This window comes from Tepidibacter mesophilus (genome assembly GCF_002724055.1).
GTDB classification, from domain to species: Bacteria; Bacillota; Clostridia; order Peptostreptococcales; family Peptostreptococcaceae; genus Tepidibacter_A; species Tepidibacter_A mesophilus.
The window spans coordinates 1-20,293 of sequence record NZ_BDQY01000017.1 but is presented as its reverse complement, the minus strand read 5'-3'; the positions used below and the strand labels follow the sequence as shown (position 1 = coordinate 20,293).

17 protein-coding genes, 2 rRNA genes and 1 other annotated feature are annotated in these 20,293 nt (G+C 29.1%); of the genes, 2 read left to right on the top strand and 17 right to left on the bottom strand.

Annotated features, from left to right (window positions below; genetic code table 11):
- Nucleotides 1–40: 40 nt before the first annotated feature.
- Both gltX and Tmeso_RS10855 read right to left on the bottom strand, forming a co-directional pair.
- Complete coding sequence (gene gltX, locus Tmeso_RS10860) at nucleotides 41–1,522, bottom strand: glutamate--tRNA ligase (protein WP_099191079.1); 1,482 nt, start codon at nucleotides 1,520–1,522, stop codon at nucleotides 41–43.
- Between the two features lie 39 nt (nucleotides 1,523–1,561).
- Nucleotides 1,562–3,088: a proline--tRNA ligase gene (locus Tmeso_RS10855; RefSeq protein ID WP_187296327.1), complete on the bottom strand. Its 1,527-nt coding sequence runs from the start codon at nucleotides 3,086–3,088 to the stop codon at nucleotides 1,562–1,564.
- Nucleotides 3,089–3,264: 176 nt separating this feature from the next.
- Here Tmeso_RS10855 and Tmeso_RS10850 point away from each other — a divergent pair, with 176 nt between their 5' ends.
- Nucleotides 3,265–3,690, top strand: coding sequence for a hypothetical protein (locus tag Tmeso_RS10850; protein ID WP_099191075.1), 426 nt, complete (start codon nucleotides 3,265–3,267; stop codon nucleotides 3,688–3,690).
- A gap of 16 nt (nucleotides 3,691–3,706) precedes the next feature.
- Here Tmeso_RS10850 and proS read toward each other — a convergent pair whose 3' ends face one another.
- From proS to Tmeso_RS10810, 8 genes are all read right to left on the bottom strand, one after another.
- Nucleotides 3,707–5,149: a proline--tRNA ligase gene (gene proS / locus Tmeso_RS10845; RefSeq protein WP_099191073.1), complete on the bottom strand. Its 1,443-nt coding sequence runs from the start codon at nucleotides 5,147–5,149 to the stop codon at nucleotides 3,707–3,709.
- A gap of 65 nt (nucleotides 5,150–5,214) precedes the next feature.
- Nucleotides 5,215–5,427 (bottom strand) — a binding site (T-box leader).
- 38 nt (nucleotides 5,428–5,465) lie between these two features.
- Complete coding sequence (gene ispF, locus Tmeso_RS10840; protein ID WP_099191204.1) at nucleotides 5,466–5,948, bottom strand: 2-C-methyl-D-erythritol 2,4-cyclodiphosphate synthase; 483 nt, start codon at nucleotides 5,946–5,948, stop codon at nucleotides 5,466–5,468.
- Nucleotides 5,949–5,960: 12 nt separating this feature from the next.
- Nucleotides 5,961–6,647, bottom strand: a complete 687-nt coding sequence (ispD, locus tag Tmeso_RS10835; RefSeq protein ID WP_099191071.1) for a 2-C-methyl-D-erythritol 4-phosphate cytidylyltransferase — start codon at nucleotides 6,645–6,647, stop codon at nucleotides 5,961–5,963.
- Between the two features lie 34 nt (nucleotides 6,648–6,681).
- Entirely contained in the window at nucleotides 6,682–7,233 is a 552-nt protein-coding gene (locus Tmeso_RS10830) for a GDYXXLXY domain-containing protein (RefSeq protein ID WP_099191069.1), read from the bottom strand.
- Nucleotides 7,223–8,305: a DUF2157 domain-containing protein gene (locus Tmeso_RS10825; protein WP_099191067.1), complete on the bottom strand. Its 1,083-nt coding sequence runs from the start codon at nucleotides 8,303–8,305 to the stop codon at nucleotides 7,223–7,225. Before Tmeso_RS10825 ends, Tmeso_RS10830 begins: the two co-directional genes overlap by 11 nt.
- A 153-nt stretch (nucleotides 8,306–8,458) precedes the next feature.
- Nucleotides 8,459–8,911, bottom strand: coding sequence for a helix-turn-helix transcriptional regulator (locus tag Tmeso_RS10820; protein WP_099191065.1), 453 nt, complete (start codon nucleotides 8,909–8,911; stop codon nucleotides 8,459–8,461).
- A 288-nt stretch (nucleotides 8,912–9,199) separates the two neighbouring features.
- Nucleotides 9,200–10,303: a PIN/TRAM domain-containing protein gene (locus Tmeso_RS10815; protein ID WP_099191063.1), complete on the bottom strand. Its 1,104-nt coding sequence runs from the start codon at nucleotides 10,301–10,303 to the stop codon at nucleotides 9,200–9,202.
- 41 nt (nucleotides 10,304–10,344) lie between these two features.
- Entirely contained in the window at nucleotides 10,345–10,827 is a 483-nt protein-coding gene (locus Tmeso_RS10810) for a CarD family transcriptional regulator (RefSeq protein WP_099191061.1), read from the bottom strand.
- Nucleotides 10,828–11,035: 208 nt separating this feature from the next.
- On the opposite strand from Tmeso_RS10810, the gene Tmeso_RS10805 reads away from it, so the two are divergent.
- Nucleotides 11,036–11,431 carry a nucleoside triphosphate pyrophosphohydrolase family protein gene (locus Tmeso_RS10805; RefSeq protein WP_099191059.1) on the top strand — a complete coding sequence of 132 codons (396 nt, stop codon included), beginning with the start codon at nucleotides 11,036–11,038 and terminating at the stop codon, nucleotides 11,429–11,431.
- A 331-nt stretch (nucleotides 11,432–11,762) separates the two neighbouring features.
- Here the strand turns inward: Tmeso_RS10805 and disA are convergent, their stop codons facing one another.
- The 7 genes from disA to Tmeso_RS10770 form a co-directional block, all read right to left on the bottom strand.
- Nucleotides 11,763–12,842: a DNA integrity scanning diadenylate cyclase DisA gene (gene disA / locus Tmeso_RS10800; RefSeq protein ID WP_099191058.1), complete on the bottom strand. Its 1,080-nt coding sequence runs from the start codon at nucleotides 12,840–12,842 to the stop codon at nucleotides 11,763–11,765.
- A gap of 6 nt (nucleotides 12,843–12,848) precedes the next feature.
- Entirely contained in the window at nucleotides 12,849–14,216 is a 1,368-nt protein-coding gene (radA, locus tag Tmeso_RS10795) for a DNA repair protein RadA (protein WP_099191056.1), read from the bottom strand.
- A gap of 223 nt (nucleotides 14,217–14,439) precedes the next feature.
- Nucleotides 14,440–16,875, bottom strand: coding sequence for an ATP-dependent Clp protease ATP-binding subunit (locus Tmeso_RS10790; RefSeq protein WP_099191054.1), 2,436 nt, complete (start codon nucleotides 16,873–16,875; stop codon nucleotides 14,440–14,442).
- A 172-nt stretch (nucleotides 16,876–17,047) separates the two neighbouring features.
- The gene (locus tag Tmeso_RS10785) at nucleotides 17,048–19,033 is read right to left on the bottom strand and encodes an elongation factor G (RefSeq protein ID WP_099191052.1); all 1,986 of its coding nucleotides are present in this window, start codon (nucleotides 19,031–19,033) and stop codon (nucleotides 17,048–17,050) included.
- Nucleotides 19,034–19,436: 403 nt separating this feature from the next.
- A complete protein-coding gene (locus Tmeso_RS10780) occupies nucleotides 19,437–19,943 on the bottom strand; it encodes a thioredoxin family protein (RefSeq protein WP_099191050.1) in 507 nt (168 codons plus the stop codon).
- Between the two features lie 71 nt (nucleotides 19,944–20,014).
- A 5S ribosomal RNA gene (rrf, locus tag Tmeso_RS10775) occupies nucleotides 20,015–20,131 on the bottom strand.
- Nucleotides 20,132–20,197: 66 nt separating this feature from the next.
- Nucleotides 20,198–20,293: ribosomal RNA gene (locus Tmeso_RS10770) — 23S ribosomal RNA — on the bottom strand; the annotation flags it as partial.

Genomic DNA, 20,293 nt, shown 5'->3' with positions numbered 1-20,293 from the left:
AATTCTATGTTATCTTAAGATAACATAGAATTTTTTTATATTATATTATTTCCTTTTTTATATATTTAATTCTATTAAGTATTTTTTCTTTTCCAAGTAAAGTTAATACTAAAGGCATTTCAGGCCCATGCATTTGCCCTGTTAATAATACTCTAGTTCCCATAAATAAATTTTTACCTTTAATCCCATGTTCTTTTTGAATTTGTTTGAACATAACTTTTATAAATTCTTCGTTTATTTCATCAGCATCTGTAACTTTTTCTTCTAATGCATCTATTAAAGCAGGTATATGTTCTAAGTTTAAAAACTCTCTACATTCATCATCTTCAAGTTCTAATTCATCTTTAAAGAATATATCAACCTTAGTTGTAATTTCTTTTATATAGGATAAGCTTTCCTTTACTACTCCTACCATTGACTTTATCCAATCGTATTTTTCCTCAGCTTCTTCTTCTGTTATGAATCCAGCTTCTATTAAGAAAGGTATAGCAAGATCAGCTATAACTGCATTGTCTGCCGCCTTTATATAATGTGCATTTACCCAGTTTAACTTGTCAGTATCAAATACTCCACCACTCTTTGAAACTCTTTCTAATGAGAATGCTTCTTCAAGCTCTTGCATATTGAATATTTCATTGTTGTCTTCTGGCGACCATCCAACTAGTGATACATAGTTTACAAGACCCTCTGGTAAATATCCTTTTTTTCTAAAGTCTTCAACTGCAACATCACCTTGTCTCTTACTTAATTTTTTTCTTTCTGAATTTAATATATTTGGAAGATGAACAAATGTTGGAGCTTCCCAACCAAATGCTTCATACGTATATACATGCTTTGGAGTTGATGGTAACCACTCTTCTCCTCTTATAACATGAGTTATACCCATTAAGTGATCATCAACTATAACAGCAAAGTGGTATGTAGGGAATCCATCTGATTTCACCAATACTTGATCATCTAAGTCATCTGTATTTATAGATACAGTTCCTCTTACTATGTCATTAAACTTTATTTCTTTATTAGCTGGAAGTTTAAGTCTTATAACATATTTTTCTCCAGCTGCAATTTTTGCTTCAACTTCTTCTTTTGATAATCCTCTACAAATACCATCGTATTTAGGGATTTTCCCTTCAGATTTTTGTATTTCTCTAACCTTGTCTATTCTCTCTTTTGAACAAAAACAGTAATATGCATGTCCATTATCTAAAAGCTGTTTTATATATTCTTTGTATATATGAAGTCTTTTAGATTGAATGTATGGTCCATTTTCTCCTACTTCAGTTATTTTTCCATTTTCATCAAGGACTACACCTTCTGTATGATTAACTCCAGCCCAATCCATAGCGTTTAACATTCCCTCTATAGCACCTTCAACTAATCTGCTTTGATCTGTATCTTCAACTCTTAAAAGGTATGTTCCACCCATTTTTTTTGCAAATAAGTAATTATATAAAGCCGTTCTTAAACTACCAATGTGAACAAATCCTGTTGGACTTGGTGCAAATCTAACTTTTACACTCATTAAAAACCCTCCCTAATGTAAATTTTCTATATGATTATATTATATAAGCTGAGTTATGTCTATATTTTGAGATTCTTTGGTTGCTCTATTTCTTATCTCAACCTTACTATTTTCAATATCTTTGCCAATTACTATGGTTTTTGGTATACCTATCAATTCACAGTCCTTAAATTTAAATCCTATTCTCTCTTTTCTATCATCTAGTAATACCTTATATCCCTTATTTATCAATTTATCATATATAGCCAAACCAGTATTATATTCTTTTTCCTTTTTAATATTCCCTATTATAATATGATAATCAAAATAACTTACATTATCTGGCCATATTATACCCAGTTCATCTCTATTCTCTTCGACAATGATTGAAAATAATCTATCTATGTATAATTTAGTTTCAAGTATATATAAATTCTCTTCTTTTGAATCTGAGTTTAGATATTTAAACTCTGTTTTTATTGTATCTATATCTATAAAATTTATTCCGCTCAAATCCTTTATTTCTTCACCACATCTAAAACATCTATCTTCTATACTAGCTAACTTAAAATTGCCTATACAGTCTACACCAAAATCTCTTCTATAATTTACATTTTGAATGTGATAATCTGTTTTATTAGCTCCTACAACTGCATTTTTTATATGAATAACTTCTTCATCACACAGTACTGTATCAACTTTTATTCCTATAGGTCCTGCAAATCCAACTTGAGCATTTGTTGCAGCTTTGACTTCCTCTTCACTTGCCATAATTATATCTGTTTCTTTTATATTAAAATGTTTTGCTACTAATGATTTATTTATACTTCTATCTCCTCTTAATAAAACAGCTACAATACTTCCCTTTATATTTAGTAGTATTGTTTTTATAAGTTTTTTGGATGAAATATCTAAAGAGAACTCCAATTCATCTATAGTTTTTATATTTGGAGTATGTATAAGATTCATTTCTTCAAGTTCATGTGTGGATAAGTCTTTATCTGAAGATGATTTTATTTTTTCTTTTAAATCACCATATCCACATTCCCCACATAAAAACACTTCTCTTAGTGGATAAGTTGTATTATAGAAGCACTTATATTTATTTTCATCATTTTCCAGTTTAATAAATTTTATATTTACTTCTTCTATTAATTTATCTATTTTGTTTATTTGATTCTTTATAGTTGTATCTATATCCTTTTCCCCTATTATACTTATAAACTTTATCATATTTTCTTTTTTAGGATTTAATAGACCATCTTTGAATCTATATTTTCTATTTTTATTAAGTGTCAAATAGCCGATATTAAGAGGTAGATTCTTATATGACTTTAATTCGTTCATATATGAATCTAATATTTCTTCTTTATTTCCATTTGCTTTTATTAATGTATTCTCTTTAAAGTTATCCAATATATACTTTGTTATACTTCCCCAAAATACATTCCCTAAAGGTGTATAACAATAACTTCCACTATCGACATATTTAATTAGTCCTGACCTATGTAGTAATTTAGAACTTTCATTATTAAATTCAATAGAGCAATCTTTATATGTCTTTAAATATGTAGAGCTTAATTTCAATCTAATCCCTCCTTTTGATTTATATATAATATTATCAAAATTTTTAAATATTAACATAGTATTTAAAAAAATGAACTTATTTTTTATATATTTTTTTCCAGAACAGGTTTTTATGTTTAAATGTTTAATATATGTAGTATAAGTTCACTATATTGATGTGAAAAGGGGTTTTTAATGTGGAGATAATAGACTCAAAGGGGATGTATACTATATTAGTCGATAAAAGAAGACGGATAGTATATGAAAAAAATATTGGTGTTTGGACAAGTGAGGATTTAAATAGATTTTTAGATGACTATAAAAATATAGTTTTTAATATACTTGGTAATGATAAACCTTGGTCTAAATTTTGCAACTTAAGCCAATATCAAGTATCTAATATCTATAATGAGTTGATAGAATTTTTAAAGATTTTAACTAACGATGGTCTTAAGCATTGTACGATGGTTTGCGACGACCCAATAGTTACTGCTCAAATGCATGAGTTATGTAAACAAGTGAATTTAAACTATGCATTTTTCAGTGGAGTAAATGCATTTGAAGATGCCTTTAATTGGTTGGAATCTATGGGATATAAATTTAAAAAAACGCATTATGTTTAGCATAATGCGTTTTTAATTAATAAGCTTTTGCAAAGTAAACCATTTTTTGTGCTTTTTTACCACAGCATACACAAGTATCCCCTAGATTTTCTTGCTCAAAAGGAATACATCTTATAGTTGCTCCTGTTTCTTCTTTTACTTTAAGCTCACACTTTGTATCTCCACACCACATAGCTTTTATAAATCCTGGAGTTTCTTCTATTATTTTCTTGAATTCATCCATGTTTTTAGCTACGTAAGTCTTTTCTTCTCTAAGCTTTAATGCTTTGTTATATAATCCATCATGAATATCGTCTAATAGATTTTCTATAGTTTCTTTTAAGTTTTCCATTTGTATTTGAGTTTTCTCAAGAGTATCTCTTCTAAATATAGTAACTTGATTATTTTCTATATCTTTAGGCCCTATTTCCAATCTTACAGGAACACCCTTCATTTCCCACTCATTAAATTTCCAACCTGGAGAATAATTAGGTCTATCATCAACTTCAACTCTTATAGATCCTTTAAGATCAGCATATATTGAATCTACAACTTCCATAACATTTCCTTTATGTGCTGCTATTGGAACTATTGCAACTTGTGTTGGCGCAACTCTTGGAGGAAGTACTAAACCTCTATTATCTCCGTGAACCATTATAAGTCCACCTATAAGTCTTGTCGATATTCCCCATGAAGTATGATATGGGTTAGCAAGATTCCCATCTCTATCTGAGTATTGTATTTCAAAAGCCTTAGTAAAGTGCTGACCTAAGAAATGACTTGTTCCTGATTGCAATGCTTTACCATCATGCATTAAAGCTTCTATTGTATACGTGCTATCTGCACCTGCAAATTTTTCATTTTCGCTCTTTTGTCCACATACAACAGGCATAGCAAGTAAATCCTCTGCTACTTCTTTGTATATATCAAGCATTTGAAGAGTTTCAGTTTTTGCTTCTTCAGCTGTTTCATGTAATGTATGACCTTCTTGCCATAAGAATTCTGAAGTTCTTAAGAAAGGTCTAGTTGTTTTTTCCCATCTTACAACAGAGCACCATTGATTATAAAGGTATGGTAAATCTCTATAAGATTTTAACCATTTAGAGTACATAGAACATATTATAGTCTCTGATGTAGGTCTAACACAAAGTCTTTCAGCAAGCTCATTGTGCCCTCCATGAGTTACCCACGCAACCTCTGGCGCAAATCCTTCAACATGTTCTGCTTCTTTTGTTAATAGACTTTCTGGTATAAGTAATGGAAAATAACAGTTTTTATGTCCAGTTTCTTTAAATCTTCTATCTGCAAAAGATTGAATATTTTCCCATATTCCATATCCATATGGTTTTATTACCATAAATCCTTTTACAGGAGAATAATCAACAAGGTCCGTCTTTAATATTACATCTGTATACCATTGTGGAAAGTCGACTTCCATCGGAGTTATTTCTTCAACAAATTGCTTATTTTTCTTACTCATTTCTATTCCTCCTTCAAATTTAAAATTCGCTTTATACAAATAAAAGAAGCCCTTCATCTCTAAATATTAGAGACGAAAGACTTATCTTCCGCGGTACCACTCTAGTTAGCAATAATAGATATTGCTCTCTCAATAGGATTTAACGGTCCTCCCGTAAGAACTTTTTAACGTTCTTAAACTCCAGAGCTGGTTCAATAAACTTTTCTTAAAAGCCTCTCACCAATGGCTTTTTCGCTGTAAAGATAGATTTATCTACTATTCTCCTTCTATGTCTATAAATTATTATAAATTTTAATTACTAATTCTATATTATAATTTATTTTTTGTCAACTAATATTAAAGAACATATTGCTTGAGAAGATATACCTTCCTTTGTTCCTGTAAATCCAAGCCCTTCCTCAGTTGTTGCTTTTATATTAACTGATTCTATATCTATATTTAATGCTCTTGATATTTTTTCTCTCATAGTGTCTATATGAGGAGCCATTTTTGGAGACTGCGCTATTATTGTGCTGTCTATATTATTAACCTTATATCCTTTATTATTCACAAGTTGACCCACATATTCTAATAATTTAATGCTATCTGCTCCTTTGTATTTAGGATCAGTGTCTGGAAAGTGCTTACCTATATCTTTAAGGGCCATGGCTCCAAGTATACTATCCATTATTGCATGCGTAAGTACATCTGCATCAGAATGCCCTAAAAGACCCTTATCATGAGGAATTTTAACCCCACCTATAATAAGATCTCTATCTTCCACTAATTTATGCACATCATATCCTATACCAACTCTTATCATAAAATCCTCCTACTCTCTACTTTTAAGTATTTGCTCTCCAAAATTCAAATCTTCTCTTGTTGTCATCTTTATGTTTTCATACGATCCCATTATCATCTTTACATTATGACCCATATTTTCAATTAACATAGCATCATCAGTTCCATAGAAATCATTTTTAAATGCCTCCTCATATGAATTCATTAAAAGTTCATAATCAAAGCTTTGAGGAGTTTGAACTGCCCATACATACTTCCTGTTAGGTGTGCTAGTTATTATATTATTATCATCCAAGACCTTAATAGTATCCTTAACAGGTACCCCTACTGCAACCGCTTTATTATCTATCGCTTCTTCAATAGAATTGTTTATAATAGAATTACTCACAAATGGCCTTGCTCCATCATGTATTAATACTATATTACATTCTTTACTTACCTTTTTGAGTCCATTATAAACCGAGTCTTGTCTTTCATTTCCTCCATACGCTATCTTTATACTTTTGTCGAAATTATACTTATTAAGTACATGTTCCACGAAAAACTCTTCCTCATCTTCTCGTACAACTACAACTATTTCATCTATATTATCATTTTTATCAAAAACTTCAACAGTATGAGCTACTACTTCTTTATCCCCTAATTTTATATACTGCTTGTTTATATTAGATTTCATTCTCTTGCCTGTTCCAGCAGCAACTATAACCGCACTATTCATTAAATCACCTCTAAAATAGATTATACTATATAGTTTATAATACATCTATTAATAAACTATAACCGTTGTAAACCTTAACTTTAGCTTTTAACTTTCCTTCTCTAGCTTTCTTTTCAAAATCAGCTCCTGTATTTTCTTCAATAAAATATTTGTCTAAGTTATACGAAACTCTAATGCCTATAATATTTTCTTTTTCATTTTTCTTATTCTCTTCCCAATCCGTAATCGTGTTATTATACTTGGCTTTTAAATATATTTTATTTTTTGGTTTTTTATCGGTTAAATAATCTACTTTGTAGATTTTATCTTCTTGCTTTAGAACAACATATAAATCTTTATTTGAGAGTTTATCTTGATAGTAACTGTCTTTATCTATTAACCCATCTGGTATTTGGCTTAAGCTTATATCATTTATATCATAATTCATATATATATAATCCCCTCTAAAAGCATCTGTTGGATCATATGGCTTTGTATTAATTAATATTTCATATCCTTTGTAATAGGTCATAAGAGGCGTTATAGTCATCCCTATTAATATAATTATAGGCAAAATCATCGATATTATATATTTATTATTCTTCAATGAATTCACCCCCTCTTTTATTTCTCATTCTTTCAAAATAATGCCCAAATAATAAAAGTATTACTCCCGATGTTATAAAGAACATTGACTTTGGCATAAAGTCATAGAATGTATCAAAATAATATCTAATTATAGTAATACATATAAATATAAGAGATATTAAATTTCCTTTGTTAGTCTCATGGAAAAGATATAGTACATATAAAAGAGAGAATATCAAACTTATAATGACTCCGCTTCTTATAAATTCAAAACTTTCTTTCCATGAATATGGATCTGTAAGAATTAATCCTGATATACCAAATACTATTAGTCCTTGTATTTTAAATATATCTCTATTAAAACTTGTTTTTGCATAATACATAAATACTCCTATTATTAAAAACGTGACCGATATATAAAATTCATCTACATTATAATTATTTAAAAAATATAGTACTGAGCTTAGTGATACTAAGTTATTAAAAAACGTACCTACCTTACTGTTTCCTAAGTTCTTATTTATATAATATAAAATAGGTATTATTAAAATAGTCGAATACGATAAATAATCTAAATGATATGAATTCGCTAAATATATCAATAAACATATATGAGAGAATATAAATACAAGCTTATCTTTAAATAATGAACCTACAGGTATTACACCTACGCCCCAAAATAAAAACGCTTTTGAAAAATGTCCTCCATAGTTGAAAATCTGTCCTATCAAAAATATACCAGCTCCATATATCAAAGTTCCAATATATAAAAAACTCTTGCTGGTCTTTGGATACTTATGTTCAAACTTATAGCTTAATACGTTGGATACAATATAAAAGCCTATAATCATTAGTACTTTTTGTGTTTTAGTTATATATTCCCAATTACTAGCTATAAAGCTAATTATTCCAAGTCCTATTAATACAGCTCCTATTGTTAGTATTATTCTAACAAAATTTAATCTTACAATATCATATTTGTCCAATATCTCAACCTTTTGCTCTGAAGTTATTAAGTTTTCTTTTTTTATAAATTCTAACTCTTCTTCTAGAAAATTAAGATTATTTTTACTGATTTTTCTTTTTCCCATATATATACCTCCTTTTTTATTCTATAGAAAATTATATGTTTTTCAACTTATGCATAACATTTATAAAATAACTACACTTGCAACTCTTTTGAACAACGGAGACCGTTAAGGATCGTTGGCTACATGAGCTATGCGTTAACATAAAGTGAATTTTTAATGATTTATTAAACCCTTAAATTTTTCATATATATAGTCCTTATCAAACGAGCTATATAATCTATAGTTTTTATCATCTAATATTCTATAATGAAATGTAACTATATTTTGCTGTATTCTAAAGCCTTCAATGTGTTCTATATCTTTCCACCATATTTTACCTCCACCCGTTTTGTTTTTAGGGAAATACATTTTACCAAGTGCTACTATTTGTACGAGTTTTACAGGTTCTTCTCCAAAACTCATTTTAAGTATTTCACTTTCATTAAAAATACTACAAACAGCAACACAAGTGCTCCATGATAAAGAATTTCTTTCCTTTTCTATTTGAACTAATGTCTTTTTTGATATTCCTATCACTTCAGCCATCTTGTCCTGAGAAAAATTATACTCTGTTCTTATAATCTTTAACTTTCTAGAAACTATATCAATTACTTCTTCTTTGTTCATACAACCACCTCAGTAGAGTTTCTTTTTATCTTTATAGTGTAATATTACACTATAATAGTAAAAAAGTAAACTATTTTTATTTATAATAAAAAAAGACCCTGCTATTGGCAAAGTCCTTTTTTATTACTAAAAAATTATAACATTTTTTGTTTTTTGGATAATATTAATTAAAAAACTGCACTTGCAACTATTCTTAAGCAACAGAGTCGTGAGACTTGTTGGCGCCATGAACGCATGTGAATTTTGAGAACGGAACCCGTTAGGGATCGTTAGAGAATAGACGAATTTTTATGATGATTTTTCTGTTGCTGTTTTTGGTTTTCCAAATATCATTCTACCTGCTGCAGTTTGAAGAACAGATGTTACTAAAACATCTATAGTGTCTCCTATATACTTTCTGCCTCCATCTACTACAATCATAGTTCCATCATCTAGGTAAGCTACTCCTTGACCCGATTCTTTTCCTTCTTTTATAACTTGAACTATCATTTCTTCCCCTGGTATAACAACTGGCTTTACAGCGTTTGCAAGTTCATTTATATTCAATACTTCAACACCTTGAAATTGGGCTACTTTATTTAAATTAAAGTCATTAGTGACAACTTTTCCACCTATAAATTGTGCTAATTTTAAAAGTTTAATATCAACTTCTGGAACATCTTCAAAATCCTTGTCTGTTATCTCAACCTCAATATCAAGTTCTTTTTGTATCTTATTTAATATATCAAGTCCTCTTCTACCTCTTACTCTTTTTAAATCATCTGATGAATCAGCTATATGCTGAAGCTCTTTTAATACAAATTCAGGTATAACTATTTTTCCTTCTATAAATCCAGTCTTAGATATATCTGCTATTCTACCATCTATTATTACACTAGTATCTAATATTTTAGGTTTATCTCTTATTTCTTTTTTATTTCCATATTTATCCTTAGTATTAGGTATCCTGATAATAGATGTTATGTTGAATAAATCATCTTTATATCTTACAGATATTTTTATTCCTATATATCCCATTAGAATATATACAAGTACGGAAAGAACAGTTCCAAGTATAGGAACAGGTATTTGAAGCAACAAATTACTTACCAGATAAGCTATGAATAATCCAATTATAAGACCTATTGAGCCTATTAATATCTCTATTGGTGGTACTTTTGATAATTCTTTTTCCACAAAATTAGCTATATTCTTTCCCTCTTCTATAAGCCATGGCGAAATCAAGAAAAATATGAACCCCATTATAATCCCAGATACCATAGACCCTAAAATTATATATATCTCAGATACCGGTAATAGATTTGGAAAAGCTTCAACCACAGAAAAATAAGTTCCAACCCCAATAGTTATGCCTATTAAAGACATAATCCCTTTTATAATTTTGTTTATCACTATTTCACCTCCTATTTAAAGTATCGTCTATATTTATTTTTTTAATCTGATTTTATACTACTTTCTATTAATTCCTTTACATTTTCAGCCTTATCACCAAGAACCAATGTTAATTCACTAATCAACATATCTTTAGCATCATTTAACATTTTCTTTTCTCCTGTAGACAATCCTTTTTGCTTATCCTGTATCATTAAATCTCTAACAACAACAGCTATTTCATATATATCTCCAGTTTTTATTTTATCCATATTATCCCTAAATCTTTTATTCCACTTCTGATCCATATCTCCTTTTTCATCTTTAATTATATCCATTAATTCGTTTACTTGGTCATTATCTATAATATGTCTTATTCCTAGTTTATTAATATTGTCAATAGGTATCATTATCTCAACTTCAGATATAACCATATTTAAAATATAATACTTCTTCGTTTCTCCTAATACCTCTTTTTCTTCTATCGAATTTATTATCCCTGCTCCATAATTAGGGTAAACTATCTTGTCTCCTATATTAAACATAAAATTTCTCCCTTCAATAATAATAATCTATTATAGTATATACCAACCGCTTAAATTAGTCAAACCAAAACAATTATTTTATCACATTAAATTATGGTATGTCAATTATATTTTGCAATTAAATGTTCTATTATTCCCTATTATAAAAAATTTATACAATTGACCTGCAATCGTTTTCTTATTATAATTATTATGAGGTGATTTTAAAATGAGTGAATTTGATTTTAATAAATTTGAAAATTCAGTAAGTAATTCGTTGATAAGGCATAAAAGTATTTTAGATATAATAACTAAACTTGAGGAGAGTAACTCTAAAACAAATAGAGCTATAATAAAATCTGTAACAAACTGTGGTTGTATTGAAATCGCTGGTAAAAAACAGAATCCTCCAAAAGATATAGCATTTAATGAGCTGTCTAATTATATGGATAACCATATAATAGGCGATTTATGCGATAATTGTAAAGAAAAAATAGAAGAAGAATTAGGAAACCATCTTTTCTATATAGAAGCTATTTGTAATTGCCTAAATATAAGTTTAAAAGATGTTTTTAAAAAAGAAAATGATAAACTTCAAACTCTAGGAATATACAATCTGCTTTAAAATAAAATTCGCTTTATGCTATTGCATAGCCCATATACCGGAAGAGCTTTGTTGCTCAAAATTCACACGAAATCATAAAACCAACAATTCTCGTGACTTTGTTGATTAAAAATAGCTACAAGTGTAGTCTCTTAATTAAAGACAAAAAATGGTTATGAAAATATTTATCATAGCATCACTATTTTCATAACCATTAATTTTTAACCTAAACATAAAGCTGGTATGTAAGCTGTTAAGTTCTTATCTAAATGCTTAAGCTTTAGAACTTTTTAGCTTTCGGATAAAACATTATGATTAGATATATATTCAAATACTAAATATTAAAATTTATTTATATATGTCTATCAAGTAATACTTGTTCTTGTATTCTTCTTAACCCATCTCTTATATATCTAGCTCTTATCTCTCCAATACCGTCTACATCATCCAGTTCTTCAATAGTTGCTTTTAATATAGTCTGGAATTTATCGAAATGGTATGTTAAATTTTCGACTACACTGTTAGGCAATCTATATATTTTTCTAAGAATTCTCCATCCTCTAGGATAAACTGTATACTCTATATTATCTATATTACTAGCAGTATAACCTAAAAGCCTTACTATGTTATTAAGTTCAAGCAAGTCCTCTGATGAAAAATTTCTAATAGCTTTTTTAAACTGTGAATAATCTCTGTCTTCAATTATATTATAATCTTTAAATACCATTTCTGCATCTTCTTTTACATTTCCTATTAATTCTTCTAGCTGCATACTAGCTAAGATTCCTTCATTTCCAAGCTCTATTATATAATGTTCTATCTCTGTAACTATTCTCATAACCATTTCAGTTCTTTGAACAACAGTTGCAACATCATAAAGAGTCACCAAATCTTCAAATTCTAAAGCACTTAAATTAATCATAGCTTGATCTAGTACAGATTTATATTTTTCAAGGGTTTGAATAGCTTGATTTGCCTTAGTTAATATTTTTGATGTTTCTTGTATAACATATTTGCTATACCCTCTGTACAAAGTTATTATATTTCTTCTTTGAGATATTGATATAACCATCTCAGCAGTTTGTCTTGCTACTCTTTCTGCTGTTCTATGCCTTATACCAGTCTCCGATGATGGTATTAATGGATTTGGTATTAATTGGGTATTTGCATAAAGTATCTTCTTTCCATCACTACTTACTATTATTGCACCATCCATTTTTGCAAGTTCATACAAATATGCAGGTGAAAAATCAGAATTTATATTAAATCCACCATCAACTATTTTCATTATTTCTTCGCTATTTCCTATTACAATCAATGCACCAGTTTTTGCTCTCAAAACATTCTCAAGACCTTCTCTAAGAGGTGTTCCTGGTGCTATCATCTTCAAGCAATTTAATTGTTCTATATCTTTTGTAAAACTTTCTTTCATTTTTATCTACCCTCCTAATACAAAATCTAAAGCCTCTCTTATATTTTCTACACCTATAATTTTAATATCTTTGATACTTTCTAATCCTTTTATATTACTTTTAGGGATTATCACTCTATTAAACCCTAATTTTTTACACTCTGATATTCTTTTTTCTATAAAACTTACACCTCTTATTTCTCCTGTTAAACCTACTTCTCCAATGGCAACAGTTTTTTCATTTATCTCTATATTTCTAAAACTAGACGCTATAGATATTACTATACCAAGATCAATGGCTGGTTCATTAAGCCTTATTCCTCCGACAACATTTATATAAATATCTTGATTTTGTATTTGCATTCCCGCTCTTTTTTCAAGAACTGCCATAAGAAGAGAAACTCTATTATAATCTGCTCCTGTTGCAGCTCTTTTAGGTATGCCAAAGCTAGTTGGACAAACAAGTGCTTGAAGTTCTACTAACATAGGCCTTGTACCTTCTATAGTTGCAACTATTACCGAGCCTGATACTCCTTTTGGTTTTTCAGATATAAGTATTTTTGAAGGATTTTCAACTTCTATAAGTCCCTTATCTCTCATTTCAAATACTCCTAGTTCATTCGTAGATCCAAATCTATTCTTAACGGCTCTAATCATTCTATATGTATTATACCTTTCACCTTCAAAGTAAAGTACGGTATCAACCATATGCTCAAGTACTTTAGGTCCAGCAAGTGATCCTTCTTTTGTTACATGTCCAACTAGAAAAGTTGATATACCTACTTTTTTAGATATTTTCATAAATCGAGAAGTTCCTTCTTTTATTTGACTTACACTTCCTGGCGTAGAAGTTATTTGAGGGCTAAATACTGTTTGTATAGAGTCTACTATCATCATATCAGGTTTTATATTATCTATTTGTTTTTCTATTATATCCAGATTATTTTCTGCAAATATATATAAATTTTCGCTTCCTATATCTAACCTTTTTGCTCTCATTTTTATCTGATATATAGATTCTTCTCCTGATATATATAAAACTTTTTTTCTACTCTTGGCTACATTTTCTGCAACTTGAATTAAAAGAGTGGACTTTCCTATTCCAGGATCTCCACCAGCTAATATTAACGACCCTTTAACTACCCCTCCACCTAATACTCTATCCAATTCATTTATACATGTTGAAAATCTTTCTTGTTCATTTATTTCAAGCTTATTTATAGATACAGGCTTTTGAACTTCTTTTTCTATTATAAAAAGATCATGTTTGCTTTTTTTATCTTCTATTTCTTCTACAAATGTATTCCAATCATCACATTCTGGACATTTTCCAATCCACTTTAAACTTTCATACCCGCATGATTGGCAAACGTACTTGCTTTTAATTTTAGCCATAATATCACCTTTACATTCTAATTAATTAAATTCAAATAATTTGAATTAATTCTAATTATAGAATACCAAAAAATATATATTTTGGGAAACAAAAATTCGATTTATACTATCTATTACCAATGAATGTTTAAAGATTACTAATTGCTGATTTATTTACTTAATGAATATTGTAACCACATTGTAATTTATATAATTTTCTTATATATAAAAAAGAGCTTGAATTTCAAGCTCTTTTTTCAAATAATAGTTTTTTATTATTCGCTTTAACTATTATATCATCTCCTTTATCTATATTTCCCTTTAAGATTTCCTCTGAAATATTATCTTCAAGAAGCTTTTGTATAGCTCTTTTTAGAGGTCTTGCTCCGTATTCTTTATCAAACCCTTCTTTTGCTATTAACTTGATTGCACAATCTTCAAGTTCTAAATTTATGTCCATGCTTTTCAATCTTTCTTGTAAGTTTTTAATCATTAGTTTTACTATTTCATCTATATGTTCTTGATTTAAAGGATGAAAAACTATTATCTCATCTATTCTATTTAAAAATTCTGGTTTAAACTTTAATCTAAGTTCTTTCATAACATTTTCTTTCATCTTTTCATATTCACTTTTTTGAATTTCTTCATTCTCTAAATGTTTTGTAAATCCTAATGTTTTTTGATTATATATATTATGAGCACCTACATTAGATGTCATTATTATTAAAGTATTCTTAAAATCAACTATTCTACCTTTAGAATCACTTAATCTTCCATCATCTAAGATTTGAAGAAATATATTAAACACATCTGGATGTGCCTTTTCTATTTCATCAAATAATAGTACACTATAAGGATTCCTTCTAACTTTTTCTGTAAGTTGACCGCCTTCTTCATGTCCTATATATCCAGGAGGAGACCCTATAAGCTTTGACACAGCGTGCTTTTCCATATACTCAGACATATCTATCCTTATTATACTATCCTCACTGGAGAACATAACATGAGCCAATGCTTTAGAAAGTTCCGTCTTTCCAACCCCTGTCGGTCCCAAAAATATAAATGATCCTATTGGTCTTTTAGGATCTTTAAGACCCACTCTAGCTCTTCTTATAGCTTTTGATATAGCTTTTATAGCTTCTTTTTGTCCTATAACTCTATTGCTTATTATATTTTCTAGGTTTAAAAGTTTTTTACTTTCTTCCTGAATAAGCTTATTAACAGGTATTTTAGTCCATGAAGATACTATATCAGCTATATCTTCTTCGTCAACAACATCAGATGATTTTGATGAATCTTTCTTCCAAGCTTTTTGAGTCTTGTCTAGCTTCTCTTTTATCTCTTTTTCTTCATCTCTTATATTTGCAGCATTTTCAAAATCTTGATTTCTTATAGATTCTTCTTTTTCTTTTGCTAAAATCTCTAATCTATTCTGCATATCCTTTATATCTTTAGGAGGAACATAATTAGAAAGTCTAACCTTAGAACTAGCTTCATCAATTAAGTCAATCGCTTTATCCGGCAAAAATCTATCATTTACATATCTATGAGATAAATTCACTGCTGCATTTATAGCCTCATCAGTTATTTTTACATTATGGTGAGCTTCGTATCTATCTCTAAGGCCTTTTATTATATCTATAGAATCTTGAATAGATGGCTCATCAACCATAACCGGTTGAAATCTTCTTTCAAGAGCAGAATCCTTTTCTATATATTTTCTATACTCATCAACAGTAGTTGCTCCTATTATCTGTATTTCTCCTCTAGAAAGCTCAGGTTTTAAAATATTAGATGCATCCATAGATCCTTCCGAACTACCAGCTCCAACAATTGTATGTAATTCATCTATGAATATTATTATATTTTGATGATTTTTTAATTCAAGCATTACATTCTTTATTCTTTCTTCAAATTCACCTCTATATTTAGCACCTGCTATCATTCCAACCAAATCTAGTGATACTATTCTTTTATCTTTTAATATCTCGGGTACATCACCTGATACTATTTTACCAGCTAGCCCTTCTATTATAGCTGTTTTCCCAACTCCTGGATCTCCTATAAGTACAGGGTTGTTCTTAGTTCTTCTGCTTAGTATCTGTATAACTCTTTGTATCTCAATATCTCTGCCTATAACAGGGTCTAGTTTTCCATCTTCATATGATTTATTGAGATCTTTTCCATACTTATTTAGTGTTGGTATGTTTTTATTTTCGAATCTTTCATTTTTCTGATGTGTCATGTTTATATCCTTTAAAGATTTTAATATTTCTTTACTTAACTCATTCATATTTATACCTAAATCATATAATATTCTCCAGGCTATTCCATCCCCTTCTTTTATAATTCCCAAAAGAATATGCTCAGTTCCAACATAGTTATGTCCTAGTAGCTTTGCCTTCATAAATGCGAGTTCAAATATCTTCTTAGTTCTTGGACTAAATCCAATTACTTTAACTTTTAAATTTCCTATTTGTATGTATAAAGGTATACGTTGTTTTATTAATTCTTCAGTAACTCCAAACTTGTTAAGGACTTGTCCAGATATACTCGCACTATCTTTTAAAATACCTAGTAATATATGCTCACTTCCAACTAGATTGTGTCCCATATTACTTGCTTCTACTGCTGCTATATCTAATGACTTCCTAGCTCTTTGAGTAAATTTATCAAACATAAAACCCCTCCTACATCAATCCTCACATCTATTATTTCCAAAATCTGAATTCTTAATTCAGAAAAGTTTAGTATATAAAAAAGATGACTTGGAAAGTCATCTTTTTTATATACTAAGCATTTATATGATATTTAATTTATTTACAACATTGCTTAAATCTCTAAGTTTGAAACTATCTATAATTTTTTGCTTGTTCTATTATTTTATCTACAAATTGTGATGGGACTTCATCATACTTATCAAATTCCATTTCAAAATAACCTCTTCCTTGAGTCATAGATCTTAAATCTATAGCATATTTAAAAGTCTCAGCTTGTGGCGCCTGCGCATATATTACTTGTTTACCTCTTGAAGAAGGCTCCATTCCAAGTATTCTACCTCTTCTTTTGTTTATATCTCCCATTATATCTCCCATATACTCTTCTGGGACTACTATTTTTAAATTCATTATAGGTTCTAATAATACAGGTTGAGCCTCTTGTATCCCTTTTTTGAACGCAATCGAAGATGCTATTTTAAATGCCATCTCAGATGAATCAACATCATGATACGATCCATCATATAATGTTGCTTTTATATTCATTACAGGAAATCCTGCTAATGCACCTTCATTAAGGCACTCTTTGAGTCCTTTTTCTACTGCTGGTATATATTGTTTTGGAACTGATCCCCCAAATATAGCTTCCTCAAATACAAAATCTTCTTTAGATGGCTCAAATTTTATTTTAACATCTCCATATTGTCCATGACCCCCACTTTGCTTTTTATGCTTTCCTTGAACATCTGATTTTCCTTTTATTGTTTCCCTATATGCAACTTTTAAGTCGGCTAGTTTAACATCCACTCCAAATTTCTCTTTCAATTTATCTTTTATAGAATTTATATGAAGTTCTCCTTGCCCTCCTATTAAAGTTTGCTTTGTTTCATGATTTCTAAACCATTTAAACGAAAGATCTTCTTCTGATAGTCTATGAAGTCCATTACTTATTTTTTCTTCGTCTCCCTTATTTAAGCTATCTATTGCATAATATATTTGCGGTTTTGGAAACTCTATATTTTCAAAAGCATCTGTGGTAGAACTTGTAGAAAGAGTGTCTCCAGTTTGAACATTTGAAAGCTTAGTTAATACTACAATATCTCCAGCAACAGCTTTTTTAAGTTCAATCTGATCTTTATTTTTAAATGAATATATATGATATATTTTTTCTTTATTTTCTTTATTTATATTATAAACTTCAGTATCTGGAGTTAATTCGCCTTCACATACTTTTAGTAATGATATTTTACCTATAAATGGATCAACTAATGTTTTAAAAACTATACCTGAAAATTCTTTATTATCACTACTTAGCCCTATATCCACAGGGGATGGCATATAATCCCAAATCATATCCAATAAAGTATGTATTCCTATATTCCTATTTGTTGAACCACACAAAACAGGGATAATATCTCCTTTTAATACCCCATCTCTTAATCCTTTATGAATTTCTGCTTGTGTGAATTCTTCTTGTGAAAAATATTTGTCAAGAAGCTCATCATCAGTCTCAGCAACTGATTCTAGAAGCATTTCTCTAATAGAACTTATCTCTTCTTTCATATCTTCAGGTACATCAACTGTAACACAGTCTTTTCCATTGTATTCTCGTGCAAACATATCTACTACATTTACAAATCCTTTAAACTCCTCATTATTTCCCATAGGTAAATGGAATGGAGCTATTTTCTTTCCATATCTTTCTCTTAATTGCTCTAATACTCTATTATAGTTAGCCTTTGGGCTATCAATTTTATTTATAAATATAAATTTTGGGGTATTGTTTTCATCTGTTATCTCTAATGCTTTATCTGTTCCAACTTGAATATCGCAAGTTCCATCTACTACTATAATAGATCCTGCTGCTGCTTTAATAGCGGATAACGATTCTCCATAAAAATCAAAATATCCAGGAGTGTCTAAAAAGTTATATTTGTGCTCGTTCCATTCAACAGGAGCTAGACTAAGCGTAGATGTCATATTTACCTCTTCATTTGGCTTGCTTATCCTATTTACTAGTTTATTAGTATATAAAACAGCTTCTATTAAATTACTCTTCCCACATCCAGAATGTCCTAAAACAGCAATATTCCTTATTTTATCACTTTCATAAATTTTCATAGAAAAAAATCCCCCTTTTCTTTTTTAATATTCTATATATTTCGAATTTTACCTTTTTTAGTTTTTCACCATCACTCCAAAATAATGCATAGTATCTTTAAGTTATATCATTTAAATAGATTTTGCTTTATATAAATAATATAATTTTGTTATATATAAAATATTATGTTTTAAAGTTTTTATTATGTATGATATATAAAAAAATTCACTTCATGCTACCGCATCGCTCATGTCGGCAACGAGTTCTAACGAGCTCCGTTGCTCAAAATACTTGATACTGTATTACTTTCAGCAGTGTTATGCTTAGTTTGAAAAATCATATAATTTTCTTGTATTTAAAAAATTTGTATAGCTGTTATGCTCTGACTCATATTAAATTTTTATAAAAAAATAATAGGTCTTTTTAGAAACCTATTATTTTTAAAACATCATCTATTGTATTTTTTGTGTATTCACCTTTTTTATATTTTCTTTTTGAGACTAATATCTCAGCTTCGTTTCCTCTATTTATAATTTCTTTTAATATTGTTGGAAGTTCTATAAAAACTCCAAGTTCTTCAAAATCGTCATCCATTATTATAAATGTTGGTATTTTAGGTTTTCCATTGAACTTATACTTATTTAAAGCTTCTTCATTGCCTTCTCTTGATACAATTCTTAAATTAATGTTTGCATTCAAATCACAGATAAAGCTTACTCCTGGTAAATTTATTTGACAATCCGGACACCAATCTTCTGCAAATACTAATATATATATCTTTTGTTGGATACTCTTTATCTTATTTATTAATGATTTATCCATATTTATAGCATCTTTTATTTTTTCTATTTTTTCCTTATATATATCTTCTGCAGATTCTAAAAATTCTTGAAAGCTTATTCCTTTAAAAAACAAGTTCTTTAAAATCATATTTTATACCCCCTATATGGATATACTACTTAAGAACTATTATAACACAAAAAATATAATAAAAAAAGATTACGTGGCTACGTCCTACTCTCCCAGGAGGCTGCCCTCCAAGTACCATCGGCGCTAAGGAGCTTAACTTCTGTGTTCGGAATGGGAACAGGTGTATCCTCCTTGCTATAATAACCACATAATCTTTATTTTGTTGTAAATCGAGTATTGATTTTTAATACTCTCAAAATTGATCAGATTTAAATTAGGTTAAGTCCTCGATCTATTAGTATCCATCAGCTGAACTCATTACTGAGCTTACACCTTGAACCTATCAACCAGGTAGTCTTCCTGGGATCTTA